The sequence below is a fragment of the Frankia sp. CgJB1 genome (assembly GCF_977947065.1).
On the sequence record NZ_CDWTNB010000016.1, the window covers coordinates 1 to 24,096 of the forward strand.

The following is a 24,096-nucleotide window of genomic DNA, read 5'->3' on the forward strand; positions in this document are numbered from 1 at the left end:
GGCCGGGGCCGGCTACGCGCTCGCCGGGATCCTGTACTACCGGGCCGCCCGCCGCCATCCGGAAGACCGGATCATCCGTCACATCGGCGAGCCCAGATCGGCACGGTCGGCCGACCACCCTGGCCCGGACGGCCAGCCCAGGCCGGTCACCCCCGCCGAGGCGTGAGCTCACCGGGAACGGGCACCTCGTGCTCCCGGGCCCACCGGAACAGCTCGGCCTCGGCGGCCTCCCGGCCGACGATCCCGTGCTCGAAGCGGAACTCCAGCATGTGCGACCGGGCCTGACCCACCAACCGGGACGGTGACAGCCCCAGCAGCGCCATGATGTCGTCCCCGGAAAGCTCCGGCCGGATCGCGGCGATCTCCTCGCGCGCGGCGAGCTCGGCGATCCGTTCCTCGAGCGAGTCGTACGTCCGGGACAACGCCGCGGCCTTGCGCCGGTTGCGGGTCGTGCAATCCGAGCGGACCAGCTTGTGTAGCCGGGAGAGCTGGGGACCCGCGTCGTGCACGTAGCGGCGTACGGCGGCGTCGGTCCACTCGCCCGCCCCGTATCCGTGGAAGCGCAGGTGCAGGTAGACGAGCCGGCAGACCGCGTCGGTCACGTCCTTGGGGAAGTGCAGCGCCGCGAGCCGACGGCGGGTCATGTCCCGGCCGACGACCTCATGGTGGTGGAAGGACACCCGCCCGCCCGCCATGTGCCGACGGGTTCGCGGCTTGCCGATGTCATGCAGCAGCGCGGCCCAGCGCAGCACCTCGTCCGGCTCCCCCGGCTCCTCCAAGATCATCGCCTGACGCAGCACCGTCATGGTGTGGGCGTAGACGTCCTTGTGCTGGTGGTGCTCGTCGATCTCCATCCGCATGGCGGACACCTCAGGCAGCACGATGTCGGCGATCCCGACCTCGACCAGCCGCTCCAGACCGGCGACCGGGTCGGGAGCCAGCATGAGCTTGCGCAGTTCGTCGCGGACCCGCTCGGGGGAGACGATCGCGAGCCGATCGGCCCGCGAGCGCATCGCCGCGACCAGCTCGGGTACCGGGGTGAGGCCCAGGGCCGCCTCGAACCTGGCGGCCCGCAGGATGCGCAGCGGGTCGTCGTCGAACGACGCCTCGGGGCTTGCGGGGGTACGCAGCACGCCGCGGGCGAGATCTGTCATCCCGCCGAACAGGTCGACGAAGTCATGGCCGGGCACGGACACCGCCATCGCATTCACGGTGAAGTCCCGCCGGGACAGGTCCGCCTCCAGGCTGTCGCCGTAGGTCACGGCCGGGTTGCGGGACTGCCGGTCGTACACCTCACTACGGTAGGTGGTGATCTCGAACCGGACACCGTGCCGAGCGAGCCCGACCGTGCCGAAGGCGATTCCGGCCTCCCAGGTCGCCTCCGCCCATCCTCGGGTGATCTCCAGAACCCGCTCGGGGCGAGCATCCGTGGCGAAGTCGAGATCGGCTGGTGCGGCCCCGGACACGGCGGACGCCGGCCGGCCGAGCAGGGCGTCCCGTACCGAACCACCGACCAGGTGAAGGAGGTAACCGTTCGCGGTGAAGACGCAACCGAGCTCATCGGCGGCCGGCGGCACCCTCAGCAACTCACTCACCACCCGTTCGGCCGAGTCTCGCGGATTGTCCAGACTGATCACTGACACACCTTCAGGTTACGGCCTCACCGCCCATGATCCGTTACGTGGACCCAAAACAATGATCATGATTTCTCGGCGTCCGCCCGGGAAGGGCCCAGCGGAATCAAGCCGTAACCCCGGCGTCCCGGACAGGCGGGCCGGCTGGTCGCCGGGGGACTCGTACGATCAATCCATGCCGCCGCCGATCTCCACCACCGGTCGCGCGCCGTTGCGCCGGGCGGCGATACTCGCGGCGCTAGCCCTGTTCGCCGTGGCCGTGCCCGGGGTCTGCGCGGCTTCGGCCTCGGCCTCGGCTTCGACCCCCGCGCCGGCTGGGGGAGTCCTCGTCGAACCGGTTACCCACCACGATTCATCCACAAAAACACCACGGTCTTCCACATCTTCATCCACCGACAAATCAGATAATTCGCTATCTATCACTCCGGGTGGCACGGCAGCCAGACCCGGCGGTCCGCCGAATCCGGTGACGATCGATCTGGATGAGGTGAGTCCCCCCACCCCGGGGGGCTCGACCATGCTCTCCGTCAGCGGCCAGCTCATCACCACGGTCGGGGAGCCGCTGGCCCACCTCTCCATGAGCCTGTGGATCGGCGCCAGGGTGACCTCACGCGGGCAGCTGGCCACTCTGACCGATGACCCGGCCGCGGCGAGAACACGCAGCTACCGCCAGGTGGTCCTCGCGAACGGCGACGGCACCCAACCGCTGGCCGCCCCGCCCATCCAGGGTGCCGCGCCCGTGCTCTTCCGGATCGCCGCCGATCGCGCCGCGCTGGACCTGCCGCCGAGCCTGGGGGTGTACCCGGTCCAGCTACGGATTACCGGCTCCGTCGGGGGCCGCGCCGTGGCACCGATCGGCGCGGCCTACACCTTCCTGGTCTGGGCGCCGAACCCACAGCAGCCGAGGACACCGGTCGCCGCGGTCCTGCCGATCGCAGATCAGCCGCGCCTGCGCTCGGACGGCCGGCTGACCGACAACGCGCTCGCGGACGAGGTGAAGCCGGGCGGCCGGCTGTCCCGGCTGCTGACCGCCGCCACGCCGCCGGTCACGCTCGCCGTCGATCCGACCCTGGTGCAGGCGCTGACCATCATGGCGCAGCCGGGCGGCTACGACTACGCCACCCCGGGCGGGCCCGTTCATGCGCAGACGGACGCCAACGCGGCCCTTCTCCTCTCCGACATCGTGCGCTTCGCCGAGCAGGGAGGCGTGGTGTTCGCACTGCCCTACGGAGATGCCGATCTGACCGCGCTCGTCCGCGCCCGGAAGCTGGACACGGTGAAGTACGCCGTCAAGACTGGCGAAGTTGTGCTGGCCCACCTGTTGGGGCGTGACCCCCTGCAGAAGGGCACCATCGCCTATCCCGCCGACGGGTCGGCGGACGCCACCACCGTGGACATACTGCGCCAGCTGGAGGTCGGGACCGTGATCCTCGATGACCAGCTGCTATCCTCCGCAGCGAAGATCACCTATACCCCGTCGGCGACCGTCAGCCTCGCCACCTCGGCCGGACCGATCCAGGCGCTCGCGGCCGACAGCCAGCTCACCAGGATCGCAACCGCCTACACCGGGCTGCCCGACGGTCCCGGCTTCGGGACGGCCCTGGCACGCCTGCGGGCCGAGCTCGGCATGATCACCGCCGAACGGCCCGAGCAACGGTTCCAGGTCCTGGCGCTGCCCCGGGACTGGGACCCGCCGAGCGACTGGGCACGGTCGGTACTCGACACCCTCACCAGCGGCTACTCCACCTCGGTGGGACTCGACGCAGGTGTCGGGGGCCAGAGCCGGCCGGACGACCGGCCGGGCCGGCTTGCCTACCCGGCCGAGGCACAGGCCCGCGAGCTGCCGACCGACTACCTCACCGCCGTCGAGGACGTCCTTGACGAGGTGCAGGCCCTGAGCCCCGTGCTGTGCCCGCCCAGGCGCGGCCCCAGGTGCCAGCTGCAGCTCATCAACCCGATGAAGAACACACTTGTCACGGCGACCTCCGCCGCGTGGCGGGGAGACCGCAGGGTTGACGGTGTGTCGTTGAGCCAGCAGGTGGACGGGGAGGCGTCCGCGAGCCGCAACGGAATCCAGGTGGTGGCCTCCCGCAGCGTCAACCTGACGAGCAGACGTGGGCTGGTCCCGATCACCCTGGAGAACAACACCCAGTACGAGGTCACTGTGGTGCTCGCCTTCTCTTCGACCGACCGGTCCCGGCTGCGCTCGCCGGCCCGGCAGACACTCCGCCTTCCCCCAGGGCAGAAGGCTCAGGTCGAGATCGAGATGGAGGCCGAGGGTGCGGGGACGTTTCCCCTCGAGATCCGCAAACTCAACCTCGACGGGCAGGCGCTGTCCACGGAGCCACCGAACCGGGTTCTCGTCCGATCCACCGTCTACGGCGCCGTCGCGACCGCGATCACCATCGGTGCCGTCGGCGTGCTGCTCCTGGCGGTCGTCATCCGCCTGGCGCGACGGCTGCGGGCCCGCACGAGGCGGCGACCGGACCGGCGGGCCCGCTCCACCCGGCTGCCCCGCTCTACCCGGTGGACCCGGTGGACCCAGTGAGCCCGGTGAACCAGGTCGATCCGGTCACCCCGGCCGCCTCGGTCCCGACCCGGCATAGTGGCGACGACAAGCGCGAAGCCGCCACCTCGACTACGACGACGCCGGTGGTGCGGACGGCCATCCGGCGCTATGAAGGCCAGGACCGAGGCACCCTTCGCCACGGCCTCGACAGCCAGGAGGACACCGACGACTCGGCGGCCACAGCTCCCTTCCGACGGCGACGGAGCGGCCCATGACGCCGGTCGAGGAGGAAGGCCGGCCGGGGGCCCGGCATCGCAGGGGTGGTACCGGCCCCCGGCGTGATCGCGGTACCGGTCCCGGCGATGGACCGTCGGACCGGGACCCACGCGACGCCGGGTATTCCGACGTCGGGTATTCCGACGAGGACGGCTACCCGGCGGCCGAACGCCCGGCCCGGTTCCCCCCGGACCAGTCGTATCCCGGTTATCCCGGGCAGATCCGTCCGGAGCAGCCAGATCCGGACCGGGGACTCGCGCGCCGGCCCCGGTACTCCGAACGGGACCGTCCGAAGCGGAACCATCCGGTTGACCCGGACGGACGCCGTGGCGCGCCACGGTTCGACACGCCGCGCCATGAAGACCGGCGGCAGGGCGACCCGCGGTACGACGACGCGCGCTATGACGGCGGCCCGCGCCACCCGGACCCGCGCCACGACGATCCCGCGAGCCCCCGCGACAAGCGGTATCCGCGATCCGCAGGCCGCATCCCCGGTCCCGACGCTCCGCGCATGACCGCCGGCGAGCAGACCCGGAAGCTTCCCGCCACATCGGGCCCACCACCGCCGCCTCCCCATGTGCTGCCTCCGTCGGAAGGAGGTCCGCCGCCGGGGCCCCGCGTACCGGAACGATCGCAACGCAGCACCCCGCCGCTGGACGACGGGCGGACGAGCCGGCTGCCGACCCCGCCCGGGGTCGGCCCCGTCATCCCCATCGGACGATCCTCATGGCGGGACACCCCAGACCGCCCAGACCGCCCAGACCGTGCAGCGCGTCCGGAGCGACGCACCCGAGCCGACCGTTCCCGTCGGGACGGCGACGATCGCCGTCGTCCGTCCTTGAGCGAGTCCAAGCCGACGGTGGCACTTCCTCGCAGCAACGTCCGCCGCATCCCCCCCGAACCGGCCCGACGAAACACCGGCACGGCACAGCACGGCAGCGCAACGGCACAGCACGGCAGCGCAACCAGGCAGGCCGGCGGGCCGGCGAAGGCCGGGCCCGGCCTCGGCCGGGCCAGTGGAACCATGGCGATCGGCACGATCGTCTCCCGGGCATCCGGATTCCTGCGGACCGTCGCGATCGCTGCGGCGATCGGGACCGGTGCGGTGAGCCAGGCCTACAACGTCGCCAACACCACGCCGAACATCCTCTACGACCTGCTCCTCGGCGGCGTCCTCACGAGCGTCGTGGTGCCGGTCATGGTCCGCACCGCGAAGGAGGATCCCGACGGGGGGGACGCGTTCGCGTCGTCGCTGCTCACACTCATGATCCTCGGCCTCGGGGTCGTCGTGGCAGTGGGTATGCTGATCGCCCCGTGGATCATCAGCCTCTACCTGCACGCCGGCTCCGACGAGCGGGCGCTCGCCGCCACGATGCTGCGGTGGTTCCTGCCGCAGATCATCTTCTACGGGGTAGGCGCGACGATCGGGGCGATCCTCAACGTCAGACAGTCGTTCACCGCGCCCATGTTCGCCCCGATCCTGAACAACCTGCTGGTCATCGTCACCTGTCTGAGCTTCACCTATTTCATCGCGGGTCCGCGCCCGCCGGGTGTGGACGGGCCGAAGGCCATCACCGACACCCAGGTGACGGTGCTCTCCGCCGGGACGACGCTGGGCGTCGTCGTCATGACCCTCGCGCTGCTCCCCTCGCTGCGCAAGGTCGGTTTCCGCTACCGGCCGCGGTTGGACATGCGGCATCCCGAACTGCGCTCGACGGCTCGGCTGGCGGGGTGGACGCTGCTGTTCGTCGTGATCAGCCAGGCCGGCTACCTGGTGATCGTCAACCTGTCGACGGCGACGACCGCCTACACGATCTACACGTACGGATACCAGATCTTCCAGCTCCCGTACGCCATCATCGGCGTCTCGGTCATCACCGCACTGTTGCCGAGGATGAGCGGGCACGCCGCCCAGGGGCGCAGGGACCTGGTGCGGGCCGACATCTCGATGGCGACCCGGGTCACGATCACCGCGATCGTGCCCGCCGCCCTGTTCATCCTCGCCCTGGGCCGGCCGATCGCCGTCGCCGTATTCCATCACGGCGCGACCGGCTACGGCGACGCTATGGACATCGGCGATACCCTCAGCGCCTTCGCCCTGGCCCTCGTGCCGTTCTCCCTGTTCCAGGTACAGCTACGGGTGTTCTACGCCTACCAGGACAGTCGCACCCCGGCACTGGTCAACATCGGGGTCGTGGCGGTGAACGTCATCGGTGCCCTGGTCCTCACCGTGGTCGTGCCCGAGGAGCACCGGGCCGTCGCGCTGGCGCTCTCCTTCGCCACCGCCTACCTGATGGGCCTCGCGGCGACGAGCACCCTGTTGCACCGGCGGCTCGGGGGAATCGATGGCAATCGCACCGTGCAGGTCATCACCCGGGTCGCGATCACGGCCGGGATCGGCGCCGTCCTCGCGTCGCTGCTCGCCCGAGGTGCCCGCGCGGTCGTGGGTGAGGGGTGGCTTGGTTCCGGGGTCGCGGTGGTGCTCGCCGCGGCCGTGGGAGGCGGGCTCTTCCTCGCGGTCGCCACCCGGATGGGGATACACGAGATCAACGCCCTGCTGGCGGAGGTGAACGGACGACTCGGCGGCCGGCTGTCCCGACGGCCGGGGCGATCATCGCAACGCGGCTGACCGGCAGTGATGGCGCCTAGGGGCCAGCCAAGACGATCCCGCCGGCACCAGAAAGATCCTTGTCGTCGTTACTCCCGGGGCATCCTCGCACGTCACCGAAAGAATCGGCTCGCCGATCGTCACAGTCGGTACACATGGGCGGGTTGTCCCAAGACATTCGCGAGATCCTTCTGACCTCCTCGTACACTGGACACGCTGTGCGCGGGCCCCACCCAACGTCGCCGGTAAACCAGGCGCAGCCTCCCGCTCGTCGCTTCGTTCATCGAGGCGGCTGGTCAGAGCGACGGAGGGTACCCGGGGTGTCCGCCTACGGTGGCGGCACGCTGGGCGGAACCCCTGCCCGGGTGAGGTAGGGAAGCCCGACGGCGGATTGTGGACGCCGGGCCCGTGGACGACGGAGGCGCTGTGGTCGACGGAAGCAACCGACCGCAGGCCGGGGACGTCGATAACGACGTGAACCCGAACGCGCCCGGAGTCCGGGGTGCGACGCCGCACTCCGGCACCGCCATCCTCGCCGAGTCCGTGCTCGACCGCCGCTACCGTCTGCTCTCCGCGTTGACGACCCGTGGGCCCGTCACCCTCTGGCGAGGCGACGACAAGGTGCTCGCCCGACCGGTGGCAGTACGCATCGTCGAGCACGGCCCCGCGTCCGCGGGCGGCGGCGGGCCGGCCACGGATCCGGAGCAGGAGCAGGCGGCCCGCCGGCTTCTCACCGCAGCGATCAACTCCGGTCGGCTGGTGCATCCCGGCGCCGCCTCGACCTACGACGCCACCACTACCACGGCCGAGTCCCGACGCATCTCCTACGTCGTCTCGGAATGGGTGGACGGCAAGACGCTGCGTCAGCTTTCCACCGACGGGCCGCTACGCCCGGAGCAGGCCGGCGCCGTGGTGCTCGCCGCGGCCCGAGTCATCGCCGCGGCACACGAGCGCGGCATCCATCACGGTGACCTGAACCCCGGTGACGTCATCGTCTCCAGCCACGGCACCGTCAAGGTCATTGACCTGGAGATCGGCGGGGTGCTCGCGGAACTCGACGGTTCCCTCCCCGCGACGGAGCTCGACGGGCACGGTAACCAGCCCGACCAGAGTGGGATCGGCGGGGACGACGGTTCCGGCCCAGGCACGGCCGACCGCGCAGGCTGCGGCCCCGACGCCACGGCGGTGAATCCCGACCTGATCGCCGCGGCCGACGTCCGGGCGCTCGGTGGCCTGCTGTATGCCGGGCTCACCGGTTACTGGCCCCTCGGCGGGGACCGCGGTCTGCCCACCGCACCCACCTCGGGCGGCCGGCTGCGGACTCCCCGACAGGTCGCCTCGTCAGTTCCGCGTGATCTCGACGCCATCACCATGGCCACCCTCGGCGACGATCGGGTCGGGGCGCCCATCACCACGGCGGCCGACCTGGTCGAAGAGCTGAAGTCGATCAACCCGGTGGACGCCGTGCTCGACACCGGGTTGATGAGCCTCGGTGACGCCCCGCCCAGCACCGAGGCGATGGACGTGGACGCCTTCGCATCCTCGGACTACCTCGCGCCGGGGGATTACCCGGCGCAGGGCCGCTATGCCGACACCGCCGGCTACCCGGGCCCCGGCCGGGACGCCCGGTACGACACCCGGGTGGAAGGCCCCCACGGGTCCCGCGGCGACGGGACCGGCTACGGCCGCAGCGGGTACGACGACCGCAGCTATCCAGCCGGAGGTGGCGGTTACCCGGCGGGATCCGACCGCTACCCGCCTGGTTCCGGCCCGAGGCGCCGTGGCGGGCCGTCGCTGGGGCGGGCCGTGCCGTGGATCGCTCTGGTGGTGGTCGTCGCAATCGCGGTGGTCGCCGTAATCACCCTGCGTGGCAACGGCGAAAAGAATAACGCTGCCAACTCCGGCACCCCGACCACGGTGCCAGCGACCCCCACCGGAACCATCCTCAAGCCAAGCAGCACGGACTCCTTCGACCCGCTCGCACCTTCGGGTGAACCCAAGACCGAGAAACCGGCGGATGTCGGCAAGGCGTTCGACGGGAACACGTCGACGGAGTGGACGACGAGCAACTACACTAGCTCGACGTTCGGCAACCTCAAGCCGGGTGTCGGGCTGCGCATGGCGTTTCCGCAAAAGATCCTGCCCACCTCGGCCACCGTGACGGTCGGCAGCCTGGGTCCGGTGTCGTTCGAGCTGCGCAGCGGCGACAGGCTGTCGGAGTCGCTCGACGGCTTCGACCGCGTGGTCGCCCAGAAGTCGGGCGCCAGCGGCACGGTGGTCCTGCCGATGTCGTCGGACGTGAACCCCTCGCAGTACTGGGTGCTGTGGCTGACCTCGCTGCCGTCGAACGCCGGGCAGTACCGCGGGTCGATCGCGGAGATCACGTTCCGGTCCTGACGGGAGGACGGTGAGAGTCGGTCCACCCGCCGAAGTCCTGGTGGCCGCCCCGACGCCGAGCTGGGCTGCGCCGCCGTACCGCCCGCCCGACGGTGCCCATGACGACTACCCCGAAAGGCCAGATTCGTGATCCGGTCAATCCCCGCGGGTGCGTCGCCGAGCATGACCTGCACCTGGACGTCGAGGAGGCGCTGGGCTGGCTGACGCCCGGGTTGCGGACCGCCGTGGTGCTGGTGGACGTGGCAGGACAACCCGTCGCCGAGGCGGCGGGGCTGCTGGGAGTTCCGGTCGGGACGGTGAAAAGCCGGCGTTCGCGCGGTCGCGCGCAGCTCGCCGTCCTGATGGGTCCCCCCCGGTCAGGGAACCCGGCGGCTTCGCCCGCCGTCTCAGAAGGAAGACACCAGGATGCGGCGGGCTCACCGGGGCAGCAGCCCGTTACCGGAGGTCGGCCCATCCGCCGCGGCCCCGCGGGCGCGGCCGACGCCATCCGGATCTGCCGAAGGAGGTGATCAGCAATGGCGACTGAGCCTGCGGGTGACCGACGCCGACCGGCGGCTCCCTCCGATCCCTTCCCGGCGGGTCGCCGCTTGCGCGCGCACGTGCATCACCCGGACGCCGAGCTGCTGGACGCCTTCGCGGACGGAGAGCCGCTCCCCCGCTCCGTCCGCGAGCATATCGAGGGCTGCGTCTCATGCCAGGAGTCGATGGTCGCCCTCCGCAGGGTCCGTACGGACCTCTCCCGCTTGGCGGCCCTGACGATGCCCGGCGAGGTGGCCGAACGCCTCCAGGCTGCGCTGGCGGCCTACGCACCTGCTCCCTCTCGGCCGGGACCGGGCCGGAACCCGGCCGCGCCGACCGGTCCGGGGCCCGCGAGCTCCGGCTTCGCCGGCACCACGGGAGCCGCCGGGGCCACCGGCACGGAACCCCTCGTGGGGGATACCGAGGCGGTCCACACCGAGGCCGTCCACACCGATCCAGGGGATGGCACGGGTGGGCGGGCGGCGAGTGGCAACAGGCCAAGGCGGCGGCCCGGCCGAGGTGGGGCGGGGGCTGGGCTCACAGACCATCAACCGGCCCGGCGCCGGGATCCGCGGAGCCGTCCGGGTGCGCCGGGTGCGCGCCCCCGACGGGACTGGGTGTCCATCATGGCGGTCTGCATCGCCTTCATCACCTTCGGGGCGGCGATCTTCGTATACCACGGTCTGCGGAGCGCCAACGTCGATCACAGGGTAGCGGCGTCCAACCCCGTGGACAGCTCCGGCCCGGCCGGCGGTTCGGTGGTGGCCGAACGCGGCTCCGCCAGCTCCGCTCCCCTCATCATGATGGCGGTCTCGCAGGCGAGCGTCGCTCCCTCGGACGTCGTGCGGCACGGCCGGGAACTGCTGGCCGGCCGGATCCTGGGGTCCGCGGCGCTGCCGCTCGTGCCGCCGCCCGCGCCCGCGGCGGCCGGCGGCGCGACGACCCCTGCGACGGTGGACGTCGACCGGTTGCGCTCGGTGCTGGACACCCCTGGCCTGCGCCCGTGCTACCAGAGCCTGGCGGCGCAGACGGGTGGAACGATCCTCGCCCTCGACCGCGTCGTCTACAACGACCAGCCGGCGCTGTTGATCGTGCTCTCCGTGCCCATGCAACCGGCGGTGGCCAGGGTGCTGGTCGTCGACGCCCGCTGCGGCATCACCACCGTCTCCACCGCGCCGTGGTACAGCGTGTCCACCCTGCGGCACTGAGGTGGGGGTTGACGCATCGAGAGGGGCCGGGAGCCCGGCCGTGGCACGCACCGGTGGCGGGCGCGGATGGAATCAGATGCCCGCGGAAACGGTTGTCGCTGTCGGGCACCGTCTCCATGGACGGACCGATGAACGAGGAACTCGGATGAAGCCGGGGCGACAGGTACCGGCGAGGGCCCACCCGGCTCACAGGGATCCCGTAGCATGAAAGGAGCGGGTGTGACAGCCCAGGAGGACGGCCAGGATGTCACCGGCCGCAGCAGCCAGCCCGACGGCGAGGACGACATACGCGATGTCGTCATTGTCGGTTCGGGCCCCGCAGGGTACACGGCCGCTATCTATACCGCCCGGGCCAACCTACGGCCACTCGTGTTCGAGGGCGCGGTATCGGCCGGCGGAGCGCTCATGAACACCACCGAGGTGGAGAACTTTCCTGGGTTTCCGGACGGCATCCAGGGTCCGGAACTGATGGAGAGCCTGCGGCGGCAGGCGGAGCGGTTCGGAGCCGAACTGGTGACCGACGACGTCACCGAGCTCGACCTCGCGGCGAACCCGAAGGTCGTCAAGATCGAGGACAGGACCTACCTCGCCCGCACGGTCATCGTCGCCACCGGTTCGGCCTACCGCATGCTCGGCGTCAAACACGAGGAGCGGTTGCTCGGCCACGGGGTCTCCGCCTGTGCGACCTGCGACGGTTTCTTCTTCCGGGATCAGGACATCGCGGTGGTTGGCGGGGGCGACTCGGCGATGGAGGAGGCGACCTTCCTGACCCGCTTCGCCCGCTCGGTGACGGTGATCCACCGGCGGGACAAACTCCGGGCCAGCGCAATCATGCAGGAGCGGGCCTTCGCCAACGAGAAGATCCAGTTCCGGTGGAACGCAGAGGTCACCGAGCTCCTGGGCACGGACAAGCTCACCGGCGTCCGGCTACGCGACACCGTCACCGGTGAGGAGAAGGATCTTCCGGCCACCGGGCTGTTCGTCGCGATCGGTCACCTTCCGCGTACCGAACTCGTCCGTGGTCAGCTCGACCTCGACGACGCCGGCTACATCTCGGTCGCGCACCCGACCACGAAGACGAACCTGGACGGGGTCTTCGCCTGTGGCGACGTGGTCGACCACACCTACCGCCAGGCCATCACCGCGGCTGGCACGGGCTGCGCCGCCGCTCTCGACGCGGAGCGCTTCATCGCCGCCGGGGAGGGCCCGGGCGAGGTGACCACCGTGGCTCCCCGGGTCGTGACCCCGACGCCGCAACCTGCCTGATCCAGCGCCGAGCGGCCGACCGAGCGGCGCTGGATCAGGCCTGCCCGACCCGGCTGCCCGAAGGCCGGTCGGGCGCCGTCCGCGGGCCACCACCGGCCCGTTGATCGCCTTCCCGTCCACTAAGAGATCATCCATCAGGGAGAACAACATGGCAGGTTCCACCACCCCCGTGACCGACAGCACCTTCGTGACCGAGGTACTGGAGAGCGACAAGCCGGTCCTGGTGGACTTCTGGGCCGAGTGGTGCGACCCTTGCAAGATGGTCGCACCCGTTCTGGAGGAGATCGCCAAGGAGCATGGCGAGAAGCTCCGGGTCGTCAAGCTGAACATCGACGAGAACCCGGAGACCCCCCGGAACTACCAGATCATGTCGATCCCGACCATGGCTGTGTTCGTCAAGGGCGCGATCGACAAGAGCATTGTCGGCGCGAAGCCGAAGGCCGCCCTGCTGCGTGACCTCTCGGCCTACATTTGATCTCGTCACGCGGTCGTTCCACCGTCGGCCCGCCGGGTGTGATCCCGGCGGGCCGACGTCGTTCCCGGACTGGTCCGCGCCGGTTCGCCCACGACAACCGGATACCACGTGCAGCCCGGGAACTTTCTCCCGCCGTCACGAGCATCGTGGGAGTATCACGGCGGCCTGGTCACGCACGGTCAATACTGGAGGATCCGGTTCGCGGTCGGTCGAGACCGCACGGGCATGCCCTAGGCTTGAGATTCAGCAATCGGCCGTCGGCGCATCATTCGTCGACGCGGTGGCCCCGACCATCGGGTTTCGCCAGGGGCACCGGGTTTCGCCAGGGGCACCGGGTTTCGCCAGGGGCACCGGGTTTCGCCAGGGGCACGTTGGGGCAGGCGAGCTGAAAGGTATGCATCGGTGAAGCTGCTACGTCTGGGAGACCAAGGTTCCGCCGTCGCCGAGGTTCGGGCGGCCCTGACCTATCTTGGTTTTCTTCCCGTGACGCCCCGGCAGAGCCGGGATCCGGCCGGCCCGGGTAAGGGTGACCCAGGTAAGAGTGCCCTGGATAAGAGTGCCTCGGATAGAGGTGCTGCTTCCGCCGCGGACCCGTCCCAGGACACGCGGGTCCCGGCTGTCGACGGTACTCCCGGCGGCGTTCCGGCCGAGCCGGCCGATCGGTTCGACCGAGACCTCGACAACGCGCTGCGCGCCTTTCAGCAGAGCCGGGGGCTGTCCGCCGACGGGATACTCGGTCCAGACACGGCGCGTGCCTTGGAGGAGGCACGCCACAAGCTCGGCGACCGTCTACTCTACCACAGTCCCGCGCACCCTTTTGTCGGCGATGACGTGGCGGCGCTCCAGGAGCGCCTGTTCAACATGGGTTTCGACGTCGGCCGCACGGATGGGATCTTCGGGCCACGCACCGAGTCCGCGGTCCGCGACTTCCAACGCAACCGGGGTCTCGATCCGGACGGCCAATGCGGGCCACACACCCTGCGCGAACTCAAACGCCTGCAGCGCACAGTCACTGGTGGCCGGCCCGACGTGCTGCGGGAGTCTGTCCGGCTGTTGGCCCACGGCTCCTCGCTGCTCGGAGTCGTCGTCGCCATCGATCCCGGCCACGGTGGCGACGATCCGGGCATCGTCTGCGGCAATCTGTGCGAACGGGATCTCATGGCCGACCTCGCCGTCCGGATGTCCACGCGGCTACTCGACTCGGGCCTGCAGGCGCACCTCATCCACGGACTGGACGAGTCCCCCAGCGAGGAGGAGCGGGCCGCGCGGGCGAACGAGCTCGAAGCAGATCTCCTGATCTCGCTGCACGCCGACAGCAGTCCATCCCCGCACGCCCAGGGGGTGTCGGCCTACTACTACGGCAACGCGCGCGGGTCGTCCGCCGTGGGTGAGCGCTTCGCCCAGCTCGTCCACCGTGAAATCGTCTCCCGGACCGACATGCTGGACTGCCGCACCCATCCGAAAGTCTGGAGTCTGCTTCGGCGGACCCGGATGCCGGCCGTACGGCTCGACCTCGGATATCTGACAAACGAACATGACACCAAGGCCCTTGGCTTCACCGCATTCCGGGCAACCGTCGCCGAGGCGGTGCTCGCCGCGGCCCAACGGCTCTTTCTCCCACCCGAGCAGGACGCGCCGACGGGCCAGCTTCACGTCCCCCGCCTTGCTAGCCGCACCTGACCGGTCACCAAGACATTCCATCGACAAGGCTGACGTTTCACGTGAAACGAGGCCGGTGCGTCGATGGGGAAAATTCATGCTCGGCAGCCTAGGCTGGTTCCGTAACAGCCTCCGCGTCCGTCGACGTTGACCTCGGCGACCGGAGGCCCGGTGGCCGACCCATGGAGCGCCTTTTTCGATGAGCCGTCGCATCGCGAACATCACCCTGGACAATATTGACGATCTCCCTCTGCCCTGCCGCCGCTGCGTTTTCTGGGAGCTCGATCCGGTGGCCCGGAGCCGCGCGGAGGAGGCCGGAGGCACCGACCTCGAGAAGGAGGCGTGGGTTTCCCTGGCCCTCCTGGAATGGGGAAGTTGCGGAAAGATCGCCTATGTCGACAGCGTCCCCGCCGGATTCGTGATGTTCGCTCCGCCGGCCTACGTGCCTCGATCGGCGGCCTTTCCCACCAGCCCGGTCTCACCGGACGCGGTGCTGCTCATGACAGCGTCGATCGTCGATGAGTTCACCGGGCAGGGGCTGGGGCGGATCCTCGTCCAGTCCGTCGCCAAGGACGTCATCCGCCGCGGCTTCAAGGCGGTGGAAGCGTTCGGTGACCTCCAGAACTCCGACACCCGCTGCATCCTGCCCGCCGACTATCTCCTCGCGGTCGGTTTCAAGACGGTCCGGCCTCACCATCGATGGCCGCGGCTGCGGCTCGAGGTGAAGAACGCGGTGAGCTGGCGAGAGGACGTCGAGGTCGCCCTGGAACGTCTGCTGGGATCGATGACGCCGGAAGGCGTGCTGCGCAAGGTCGGCCAGGCCGGCAATCTCGCCTGAGCACAGCGATGGCCCGGCACTCGGCGGACAGGCGCGCAGCCACCCGGGGGAGCCCGGCACAGCCCGGGACCGCGCGATCCGCGCCCGGCTCGAGAACCCCAGAGAACCCCGAGCGAACCCGAGCCGGACGCCTAGTCCAACAAGCCGTCGACCGAGGCCGACGGCGACATCACGGCGACGATCCGCTCCAAGTCCTCGATCGAGGCGAACTCGACCGTGATCTTCCCCTTGCTGCGGCCCATGTCCACCTTCACGCGGGTCTCAAAGCGATCCGAGAGGCGGTCGGCGAGCCTCGCCAGGGCCGGTGAGGCGGCCCCTGGCGCCCGCGACGCCCGCTTACGCGGGGTCTCGTCGTCCAGTGCCACGATCTCCTCGACGGCCCGCACCGAGAGACCTTCCGCGACGATGCGGGTGGCGAGCCGGTCCTGGGCGTCCGGATCCTGCAACGAGAGCAGCGCGCGGGCATGGCCCGCGGACAGCACGCCGGCCGCCACCCGTCTTTGTACCGCGGGCGAGAGCCCGAGCAGCCGGATCATGTTGGTGACATGCGACCGGGACCGCCCGAGCCGACTGGCCAGTTCCTCGTGCGTCGCACCGAAGTCGCGGAGCAGCTGTTCGTACGCCGCAGCCTCCTCCAGCGGGTTGAGCTGCTGGCGGTGGAGGTTCTCCAGCAGCGCGTCGCGCAGCATGGCGTCGTCCGCGGTCTCCCGCACGATGGCGGGAATCCGTGGAAGCTTGGCGATCTTCGATGCACGCCACCGGCGTTCACCCATGACGAGCTCGTAGCGCTCGGGGGCCACCTCGCGTACCACGATCGGCTGAAGCAGCCCGACCTCGCGGAGGCTCGCCGCCAGCTCTTCGAGGGCGTCCTTATCGAAGTGAGTCCTGGGCTGGCGCGGGTTCGGGCTGACCGACTCGACGGGGATCTCGCGGAAGGTCGCCCCGGGTACGGGCAGCGGCCCGGTGCTGTCGCCGGAGCCGCGACCCGTCCCCCGGCCGCCGTAGCCACTGCCGTAGTCGGCGTAGTCACCGTAGTCAGCCGAGGCGGTGCCCACCTGACCGTCGAGGGGAGGAGGAGTAACCGGGATGAGTGCCCCCAGCCCTCGCCCCAGACCACTGCGCCGAGCACTCATCATGCCGCTCCATTCGAGTCCCGACCCCGTTCCGCGAGTTCGCACGCCGCGGCCAGATAGGACAGCGAGCCGCGCGACGTCGGATCGTACGTCAGCGCGGACTGCCCATAGCTCGGCGCCTCCGCCAGACGCACGTTCCGGGGGATGGTGGTGGACAGCACCCGGTCCCCGAAGTGTTCCTTGACCTCGTGGACGACCTGGTCGGCCAGTCTGGTCCGGGAGTCGTACATGGTGAGCAGGATGGTCGACAGGCGCAGCTCCTGGTTCAGGTGCGCCTGCACCAGTTCCACGTTGCGCAGCAACATGCCGAGGCCCTCCAGCGCGTAGTACTCGCACTGGATCGGGATGAGCAGCTCACGGGCGGCCACGAGGGCGTTGACGGTCAGCAGCCCGAGAGAGGGCGGGCAGTCGATGAAAACATAGTCGACGTCCCGTTGCATGCTCGCGATGGCCCGCCGCAGCCGGTTCTCCCGCGCCACCAGCGACACCAGCTCGATCTCCGCGCCGGCAAGATCGATCGTTGCGGGCGCGCAGAACAGCCCCGGCGCCTCGGCGGACTTCACGATGACCTCGTCGAGGGGCCGATCCCCCACCAGGACCTCGTAGATCGAGGGGACCCCGGAATGATGGTTGACGCCGAGCCCCGTCGAGGCATTGCCCTGCGGGTCAAGATCGATTACTAGGACCCGGGAGCCATGAGATGCCAGCGCCGCCGCCAGGTTGACCGTCGTCGTCGTCTTCCCTACACCGCCCTTCTGGTTGACGACCGAGATGATGCGCCGCCGGGTGGGGCGAGGGAATGGTTGTCGTCGTTCTACCACCAGTACTTCCACTGCTGCTGCCGCCGCCGCTCCGATCGGGGTCGAGGGATCGAGCAGGTCCAGTGCGGAGAGCGCGGGGTCATAGCCCCGCAAGCCCCCACCCCTGGCCCCACCCTGGCCCGCCGACGCTGTTTCACGTGGAACGAGACTGTCCACGTGTCGGCTGGTCACGACCGACCTCCCGTGATCGGAGTGAATCCCGTGACGTCCGTCTGACCTGTCTGCCATCGTGCCGCTCACCGTCGCCGCGCCCTCCCCTGCTCTCGGCCCGGGTGCGCTGGGATGAACGTACGGCCCGGAGGACACGGGCGGGTTCCTCCACCCGCCCCTCCCCGCACCTCACGACATCCACGGGATGCCAACCCTGAGTTCCGAGACCGCTGCGCGCGTCCTGCAGTTCCTCCAGGATCCGTGAACCGCGCATCGCCAGCATGACACCACCTGGTCGCAGCATCGGAAAGAGGATTGCGCGCAGCCGCTCCAGGGGAGCGACTGCGCGGGCTACGGCTATCCCGAATCTACGACCGTCCGGGCCGATTCCGGCATCCGGCGCGCGGCCACGTACCACAGAAATCTGGTCCTCCAGACCTATGGTCGCCACAACCTCGTGCAGGAATCGGCACCGGCGTTCCATCGGCTCGAGCAGCACCACCCGCAGATCCGGGCGGGCGAGCGCCAGCGGGATACCCGGCAGCCCCGCGCCGCTGCCGACGTCCACGACATCGGCCTGCGCCGGGACCACGTCGGCCAGGACCGCGCAGTTGAGTACGTGGCGGTCCCAGAGCCGGTCAGTCTCACGCGGACCGATCAGCCCGCGCTCGACCCCGTCGGTCGCCAGCAGCTCGACGTAGCGCGCCGCGGATCCGGTCCGCGTGCCGAAAATCTCCACCGCGACGGGGGACACCTCGGGGGCATCCGGGAGACCCGTCATGGCCGGATCCCCCGCCATGCCATACGGCCAGCCCGCGCCGGCCGGGCCGCCTGCGTCACCTCGACCGGCCACAGCATCGAGCCGAGCCGGGTTGGGCCCGTGGGCATCGCCAGGTGACCGCCGGCAGCGGGCGGGTGGGAGACCGGATCCGTGGACCCGGCCGGACAGGACGAGAAAGCTGGGCAGGACGAGAAAGTCAGAAGACCGCGCACCCGACAAGCATCCCCGCCGACCTCGAGATGCTCGCGCCGCCACCCCCACGGGAGGCACGGTTCCGGCCCGGGGGACGGATGTCAGGTCGTCCGGTCGGACACCACGGTCCGCTGCGGCCGATCGAGTCGCGGGGCGGCGCCGGCGCAGCGATCGAAGACGGTCAGCGTTCCGGTGAGGGGGAACTGCCAGCCACGGCCGGCGCACCACCCCGCCCGGGGCAGCGTGGCCAGGTCGGGCGCGAGCGCCGGCCGCTCCGCGTCGAAGACGAAGACGAGCAGCCGGGTCGGCGGGACCCGGCGGTTCGCCAGCTCGCCGACCAGGGAGGTACCCGCAGCGCCGAAGAAGATCGTGTCCTGCCGTGGTACCCGGGCCGGTACCCGCCCAGCGCCGGCACTGGGGAGAGCTGCCGGCTCACGCGCCGGGTCGTCACTCGCCTCCATCGCGTACAGCCAGCCAGGCCGGGCGAGGCGGCCCCCGACCACCACCAGGTCTCCCGGGCGGTGCAGCTGCCGGGCCGCGATGGCCGCGTCGACCATCCGATCGAGGCCACGAGTCCGGTGCCGATGATCCCAGAGCTGCCCGCTTCCCGACAGCGAGGTTCCCAGGAGCGGGACACCAAGCAAGATGATCATTGCGAAGCCGGCCAACGGCAGCACGGCGGTCGGAGAAATCGTGTTCGCGCCGGCGCTCGACGTCGGCGAGACACCGGAAACATCCAATCGTGACTGCTCGGTGACAGTCCTTCCGGTAGGGAGGGTCGGGGTCGCGGCCATCGGTGTCGGTACGGCCGGCTGAGGCCCGACGGCGGGGATACGAGGTCGCACCGCCGCCACGAACAGGACCACCAGCCGCCGGGTGCCCACCACGATCACAACGACGATCAGCGGCACGACGAAGAGGTTGGTCCGGGTCGGCCCGAACGGCCAGTACCGCGCGGCGCTCGCTCCCAGCATCAGCACCTGGGCTCCGCCGAGTACGGTGAGGAGCAGCCTGCCGTCCGGTCGTCGTGCCAGCACGAGGACGCCGGTCAGGCCGGCGATCGACACCGCCACGGCGAGCAGCACCGAGACAACCGGCCCCCCGGGCACCGTCGCATGGATGAGGCTCGGGTCGAACCGGTCGATGCCGGGCGGCATACCGGTGATGAAGGCTCGCATCTGATCGACGATGAAGCGTACGGCCTCGACCGGCCCACGACCGGCGATGAACTGGCGATCCCAGTAGTCGCCGCGACGCTGACTGGACTGGTGCCCGATGAAGAACACGGTGTGCGCCACGCTGATGGCGACCGCGGGCAGGCATTCCACCAGTCGCCAACACCGCACCGGACCGCGCCATACCTCCGCGGTCGCCAACGGCAGCACCAGAAAGATCCCGGGCACGGCGGTCAGGGCCAACAGGCCCGCCGCGGTGCGTCGCAGGAGCCGGGCACGGGAGAACCCGCCGGTGACAGATTCAGGCTGCGGGGACAGCGAGGGCCGCGGAGATGATCCGGTCGACCAGGCGAGGACGATGCAGACGGCGGCCAGCGCCTCGACGGAATACGGCTTGAGTTGGGTCGCGAGATCCAGGAAGGTCACGTTCAGGCACAGCCAGCACGTGGCGAACACCGCCGCGACCAGGCCGGTGAAACGGCGGGTGAGCAGGACGATCGCGGCACCGAGCAAGGGCACGGCGAGATACCCGGGAAGCCGGAGCGACCAGCTGTGCCAGCCGAGAACCTCGCCGGCCACCCGGGTCAGGCCGAACCAACCCAGCGCCGAGGGGGTGTTGGCGACGGTCAGCTCCGGCCAGAACGAGGACGCCGGTTCGCTGACGAAGTGGGCGCGCCAGATCTCGTCGTACCAGAAGGGCCTGGTCAGATAGGCATGCAGAATGCCGAGCACGGCCGCCAAGCCGACACCCACAGCGGCGGCCAGCACGGCGGAACGCGCCGGCCGCCACCGACCCGCCATCGGTCGGCGCCGGTCAGCCGAGAAGGATGACCACCCGGCGGCCGGGTTCCTCGCCCTCGGACTCACTGTGCACGCCGTCGATCCCGGCAACGGTGTCGTGCACCACCTTGCGCTCGAACGGCGTCATGGGAGCCAGCTTCTCCGGCTCACCACGCGTGATGGCGCGCGACGCCGCGGCGATCGCAATCTTGCGAAGCTCGACCCGCCGCCGGGCGCGATGGCCGCCGACGTCGAGCATGAGACGGCTGCGGGTGCCCGTCTTCTGGAGCACCGCGAGCCTGGTCAGTTCCTGCAACGCCTCCAGCGTCTCGCCGCCCGCCCCGATGAGCTTGTCCAGCCCCTCGCCTACCACGGCGACGACGGCGCGGCCGCTCTCGACGTCGAGATCGAGGTCACCGTCCATGTCGACGATGTCGAGCAGACCCTCGATGTAGTCGGCGGCGATCTCGCCTTCCAACTCGAGATCGGACAGACGCCGATCCTCCGTGCCGGCAGTCTCGTCCGAGGGAGCGTGCTCGTCGGAGACTCCGGCTCCATCCACAGCCAGTTCAGGTGCCGAACCGGTCATCAGCGACTCTCCAGGGGAACGGGGGCGGCGGAGCAGAGATTACGGGATGCCGCCACTCGATGACGAAATCGGGTCGGCAGCCTGCCGGTTGGTCGGTTGGTCGGGAACGGCGTCTCCCGGATCAACGCCGCCCACCGGGCCGCTTGCCCTTGCCGCGCCGTTTCGCGGGTCGGGAGCCGCCGACCTGGCGCCGCACTCCGGCGGGTACGGGTGCCGGCCGGGGCGTGCTCTCCCCGTCGGAGGGTGCCGTCGGCCCGCTCGCCGCGCTCTGCCCGGCATTCTTGCCCGGGGCGTTCCTGCGGCCCGCCGCGCTGGTCTTCGCCTCCGCGCTCCGCTCCGTGGATGCGGCCGTGGTAGCGGCGACGCCGTTGTCCGAGACGCCACCGCCCGAGACGCCGTTGGCACCGGGACCGGCCGGCGCCCCCGCCTTACCACTCTTCGGAGTCACCCCCGCCTTCGGAGTCACCGCAGTACGGGTCGCGGTCGAGGTGCCGTTACGGGACCGGGTGCCGGGGGGAGCCGTCGAGGACGTCCGACCGGCCGCCGCGGCACCGGAATCGCTGCCCTTGGTCGGGGTCACCGAGGCAGACCGGGGGCGGTTCTTCGACTTCGCCCCGGCTCGGACACCGGGAGCCGGCCGAGCGGGGGTGACGGCGCCGTCGGCGGCCGGACGGGCACCGGGCAGCCGGCCGTTCGCATCCTCGGTCTTGATCGGCGGCATCTTCTTCATGATGAAGAACTGCTGGCCCATGCTCCACAGGTTGGTGGTGAGCCAGTACAGCAGCACGGCGATCGGGAAACGGAAACCAAAGAAGGCGAGCATCAGCGGGGAGCCGTAGAGCAGCGCCTTCTGCATGATCGCCTGCTGCGGGTCGACCGGCCCGGTGCGGGCCATGATCTGGCGCTGCGTGAGGAAGGTCGTAAGACCCATCAGCACGATCAGGACGATCGCGAGAATCCTGACGTGCGTGCTGTCGACGCCGAGGAAGCGCGAGAAATCGCCATCGGAGGTGAACTTGCTCGCCAACGAGATGCCGAACACCTTGGCCGAGGCGATCTGCTCCACCTGGTCCGCGGAGAGCCCGACCTGGGAACGCCAGACCAGCGAGTGGTTCGGGCCCTCGTTCATCGGCGCCAGGTGGGTGAACACGTGGAACAGCGCGATGAACAGCGGGATCTGGAGGAAGATCGGGAGGCAGCCGAGAAGCGGGTTTCCATGCTCCCGCTGCAGCGCCATCATCTCCTGCTGCATGCGGGGTTTGTCGTGCCCGTACTTCTCCCGGATCTCCTTGATCCGGGGCTGCATCACCTGCATCGTCCGCTGCGACTTCACCTGCTTGACGAACAGCGGGAAGATCAGAATACGGACGCAGACGACCAGCAGGACGACCGAAAAGGCCCAGGAGAAGAAACTGGCAGCACCGAAGATCGGCGCGAATCCCTGGTGAAAGAAGACGATCGCGTTCGCCGCGAGGTGGTATAGGGGATCCAACAACAGTCTGACTCCTCACACCCACGGTCCGCGACCGGAACCGGCGATCTCGGCCCGCGCCCCCCGGCTGGGAGACGGAGGACCATGCCTGTGGACGGGCGGTACGGCGACAACCGGATCGCCCGCGCTCCGACCGTCGGGAGACCTGCCGGGGTCGGCCATCGCGCCCCTGGGTCTCCGAACGATTCCCGGAGCCGGATCCGTTCCCGGCACGGGGTCGTACCCGCCGGCCGCAAACGGTTGGCAGCGCAGCAACCGGGCGACGGCGAGGGCACCGCCACGCATACCCCCGTGGCGCCGCACCGCGGCCAGCGCGTAGGCGCTACAGGACGGCTCGAACCGGCACATGCCGGCGTTGCGGGCCGACCAGCCGGCTCGGTAGAGCCGCACGAGCCCGGTAAAGGTCCAGGCCAGGGGACCGCGTACCGCGCCGTCGGCGTTGCGGGCGACCCGCGGCAGGCGGCGCCACACCATCCGGGAGGCCAGCAGGAGGTCGACGACGGCCGCCGTGGCCAGCAGCACGACCAGCACCGTCCCGGCGGTCATCGTCCACGCCCATCCGGGCGCCTGGCATCCGCCGGCCGGGCCACCCTGGCGAGCGCGGCGTCCAGCGCACGGCCGAGCTCCGCGGAGCTCGCCGTCGCCGCATCGGGCAGCGCACGCACGACCAGCATTATCCCCGGCGCGAGCGTGTCCAGCCGAACCCGTACCTGTTCCCGCAACCGGCGCCGCACCCTGTTACGCACGACCGCCTTCCCCACCCGACGGCCGACCACAAAGCCGGCCCGTGCCGGATCGCCGCTTGTTGTCCACAGATTGTGGACAACAAGCGGGCCGGATCGGGTTCGCCGACCCGTGGTCCCCACCCGGGCATGTTCGTCCCGGGTTCGGACGCGGGAGCCCTCAGGAAGCATGACCGGCAAGGGGTACCAGCAGGATCAGCGGGAACCCGCCGTCAGGCGGAGAGCTCGCTGCGGCCCTTACGACGGCGGGCGGACAGGATCGCGCGGCCCGCGCGAGTCCGCATGCGCAGTCGGAACCCGTGCGTGCGGGCCCGCCGACGGTTGTTCGGCTGGAAGGTGCGCTTACTCACGTGAGAACTCCGTCTGCAAGATGGACGCGGGCGGTGATCTTCGCCGCCGAGGGGGGAGTGGGCCGCACCACACGGCCCGGGCAAGCAGATCCCACGACAAACGAAGCGGTCTAACACCGCGGTTCGGCCTAGCCTACACAGGGCGGTGCCTCGGACGGTCCGGCGGCGAGGGATCGCTGCCGGGCAGGGGGGACCTTCGGCGATCCGCCGACCCCGTGCCCGCCGGCCGCGGCTGGCCGCACCACCGTCATCCGGCCATCGCCCGGTCGCCACCAGGCCGACCTTGCCACAACGGCACTACACCGAACGCCAAGACGCGAGCGCACCGCGGCCGCGGCTAGCCGGCATCCGTCCGGCGACCGTGGAATGCCACACTGCCGCAGCGGGCCTTCGGCGCCTCCGACGATGGGGCAGGGACGCGGCCCGGCCGCCGCGGGTACGTTCCGGCCCCGGCACGGCGGCTCGGGCCGCACCTTACGATCCTGGTGGCAACGTCTCACT

19 protein-coding genes are annotated in these 24,096 nt (G+C 70.3%); 9 read left to right on the forward strand and 10 right to left on the reverse strand.

The features are described 5' to 3' along the window. Positions 1-146: 146 nt before the first annotated feature. Entirely contained in the window at positions 147-1,637 is a 1,491-nt protein-coding gene (locus tag AC08OT_RS03630) for a CCA tRNA nucleotidyltransferase (RefSeq protein ID WP_476593713.1), read from the reverse strand. A 172-nt stretch (positions 1,638-1,809) separates the two neighbouring features. On the opposite strand from AC08OT_RS03630, the gene AC08OT_RS03635 reads away from it, so the two are divergent. The 9 genes from AC08OT_RS03635 to AC08OT_RS03675 all read left to right on the forward strand — a co-directional run bounded on the left by AC08OT_RS03635 (position 1,810) and on the right by AC08OT_RS03675 (position 15,389). Then, entirely contained in the window at positions 1,810-4,182 is a 2,373-nt protein-coding gene (locus AC08OT_RS03635) for a DUF6049 family protein (RefSeq protein WP_476602528.1), read from the forward strand. A gap of 232 nt (positions 4,183-4,414) precedes the next feature. Continuing rightward, positions 4,415-7,048: a murein biosynthesis integral membrane protein MurJ gene (gene murJ / locus AC08OT_RS03640; RefSeq protein ID WP_476593711.1), complete on the forward strand. Its 2,634-nt coding sequence runs from the start codon at positions 4,415-4,417 to the stop codon at positions 7,046-7,048. Positions 7,049-7,453: 405 nt separating this feature from the next. Continuing rightward, positions 7,454-9,424, forward strand: a complete 1,971-nt coding sequence (locus AC08OT_RS03645) for a protein kinase family protein (protein WP_476593710.1) — start codon at positions 7,454-7,456, stop codon at positions 9,422-9,424. Positions 9,425-9,522: 98 nt separating this feature from the next. After that, a complete protein-coding gene (locus tag AC08OT_RS03650; protein WP_476593709.1) occupies positions 9,523-9,933 on the forward strand; it encodes a sigma factor-like helix-turn-helix DNA-binding protein in 411 nt (136 codons plus the stop codon). A 6-nt stretch (positions 9,934-9,939) separates the two neighbouring features. Continuing rightward, a complete protein-coding gene (locus AC08OT_RS03655) occupies positions 9,940-11,151 on the forward strand; it encodes a hypothetical protein (RefSeq protein ID WP_476602529.1) in 1,212 nt (403 codons plus the stop codon). Between the two features lie 219 nt (positions 11,152-11,370). Beyond that, a complete protein-coding gene (gene trxB, locus AC08OT_RS03660) occupies positions 11,371-12,417 on the forward strand; it encodes a thioredoxin-disulfide reductase (RefSeq protein ID WP_476594232.1) in 1,047 nt (348 codons plus the stop codon). Positions 12,418-12,565: 148 nt separating this feature from the next. Next, positions 12,566-12,892, forward strand: coding sequence for a thioredoxin (gene trxA / locus AC08OT_RS03665; RefSeq protein ID WP_476594233.1), 327 nt, complete (start codon positions 12,566-12,568; stop codon positions 12,890-12,892). 402 nt (positions 12,893-13,294) lie between these two features. Beyond that, positions 13,295-14,572: an N-acetylmuramoyl-L-alanine amidase gene (locus AC08OT_RS03670; protein ID WP_476594234.1), complete on the forward strand. Its 1,278-nt coding sequence runs from the start codon at positions 13,295-13,297 to the stop codon at positions 14,570-14,572. Positions 14,573-14,750: 178 nt separating this feature from the next. Beyond that, positions 14,751-15,389, forward strand: coding sequence for a GNAT family N-acetyltransferase (locus tag AC08OT_RS03675; RefSeq protein ID WP_476594235.1), 639 nt, complete (start codon positions 14,751-14,753; stop codon positions 15,387-15,389). A 131-nt stretch (positions 15,390-15,520) separates the two neighbouring features. On the opposite strand, the gene AC08OT_RS03680 is transcribed toward AC08OT_RS03675, so the two are convergent. From AC08OT_RS03680 to rpmH, 9 genes are all read right to left on the reverse strand, one after another. Continuing rightward, complete coding sequence (locus AC08OT_RS03680) at positions 15,521-16,522, reverse strand: ParB/RepB/Spo0J family partition protein (RefSeq protein ID WP_476594236.1); 1,002 nt, start codon at positions 16,520-16,522, stop codon at positions 15,521-15,523. Beyond that, on the reverse strand, positions 16,522-17,436 hold the full coding sequence (locus AC08OT_RS03685) for a ParA family protein (RefSeq protein ID WP_476602530.1): 915 nt from the start codon (positions 17,434-17,436) through the stop codon (positions 16,522-16,524). Before AC08OT_RS03685 ends, AC08OT_RS03680 begins: the two co-directional genes overlap by 1 nt. Positions 17,437-17,476: 40 nt before the next feature. Beyond that, a complete protein-coding gene (gene rsmG, locus AC08OT_RS03690; protein ID WP_476593096.1) occupies positions 17,477-18,274 on the reverse strand; it encodes a 16S rRNA (guanine(527)-N(7))-methyltransferase RsmG in 798 nt (265 codons plus the stop codon). 293 nt (positions 18,275-18,567) lie between these two features. Beyond that, a complete protein-coding gene (locus AC08OT_RS03695; protein ID WP_476602531.1) occupies positions 18,568-20,442 on the reverse strand; it encodes a hypothetical protein in 1,875 nt (624 codons plus the stop codon). 13 nt (positions 20,443-20,455) lie between these two features. Continuing rightward, complete coding sequence (locus AC08OT_RS03700; RefSeq protein WP_462187257.1) at positions 20,456-21,010, reverse strand: Jag family protein; 555 nt, start codon at positions 21,008-21,010, stop codon at positions 20,456-20,458. Between the two features lie 121 nt (positions 21,011-21,131). Then, a complete protein-coding gene (yidC, locus tag AC08OT_RS03705; protein WP_476593098.1) occupies positions 21,132-22,505 on the reverse strand; it encodes a membrane protein insertase YidC in 1,374 nt (457 codons plus the stop codon). Positions 22,506-22,517: 12 nt separating this feature from the next. Then, the gene (yidD, locus tag AC08OT_RS03710; RefSeq protein WP_462187259.1) at positions 22,518-23,048 is read right to left on the reverse strand and encodes a membrane protein insertion efficiency factor YidD; all 531 of its coding nucleotides are present in this window, start codon (positions 23,046-23,048) and stop codon (positions 22,518-22,520) included. After that, complete coding sequence (gene rnpA, locus AC08OT_RS03715; protein ID WP_476593099.1) at positions 23,045-23,416, reverse strand: ribonuclease P protein component; 372 nt, start codon at positions 23,414-23,416, stop codon at positions 23,045-23,047. The genes yidD and rnpA overlap by 4 nt, the downstream gene beginning before the upstream one ends. Positions 23,417-23,457: 41 nt before the next feature. After that, a complete protein-coding gene (rpmH, locus tag AC08OT_RS03720) occupies positions 23,458-23,595 on the reverse strand; it encodes a 50S ribosomal protein L34 (protein ID WP_011438902.1) in 138 nt (45 codons plus the stop codon). Positions 23,596-24,096 lie beyond the last annotated feature (501 nt).

Excerpts from the sequence above, each read along its gene's own strand:
- AC08OT_RS03650 (WP_476593709.1), top strand. The coding sequence starts at position 9,523 with ATGACGACTACCCCGAAAGGCCAGATTCGTGATCCGGTCAATCCCCGC.
- AC08OT_RS03695 (WP_476602531.1), bottom strand. The coding sequence starts at position 20,442 with ATGGCGGGTCGGTGGCGGCCGGCGCGTTCCGCCGTGCTGGCCGCCGCT.
- AC08OT_RS03655 (WP_476602529.1), top strand. The coding sequence starts at position 9,940 with ATGGCGACTGAGCCTGCGGGTGACCGACGCCGACCGGCGGCTCCCTCC.
- rnpA (WP_476593099.1), bottom strand. The coding sequence starts at position 23,416 with ATGCTTCCTGAGGGCTCCCGCGTCCGAACCCGGGACGAACATGCCCGG.
- rsmG (WP_476593096.1), bottom strand. The coding sequence starts at position 18,274 with ATGACGGGTCTCCCGGATGCCCCCGAGGTGTCCCCCGTCGCGGTGGAG.
- AC08OT_RS03700 (WP_462187257.1), bottom strand. The coding sequence starts at position 21,010 with ATGACCGGTTCGGCACCTGAACTGGCTGTGGATGGAGCCGGAGTCTCC.
- murJ (WP_476593711.1), top strand. The coding sequence starts at position 4,415 with ATGACGCCGGTCGAGGAGGAAGGCCGGCCGGGGGCCCGGCATCGCAGG.
- AC08OT_RS03635 (WP_476602528.1), top strand. The coding sequence starts at position 1,810 with ATGCCGCCGCCGATCTCCACCACCGGTCGCGCGCCGTTGCGCCGGGCG.
- yidD (WP_462187259.1), bottom strand. The coding sequence starts at position 23,048 with ATGACCGCCGGGACGGTGCTGGTCGTGCTGCTGGCCACGGCGGCCGTC.
- AC08OT_RS03675 (WP_476594235.1), top strand. The coding sequence starts at position 14,751 with ATGAGCCGTCGCATCGCGAACATCACCCTGGACAATATTGACGATCTC.
- trxA (WP_476594233.1), top strand. The coding sequence starts at position 12,566 with ATGGCAGGTTCCACCACCCCCGTGACCGACAGCACCTTCGTGACCGAG.
- AC08OT_RS03680 (WP_476594236.1), bottom strand. The coding sequence starts at position 16,522 with ATGAGTGCTCGGCGCAGTGGTCTGGGGCGAGGGCTGGGGGCACTCATC.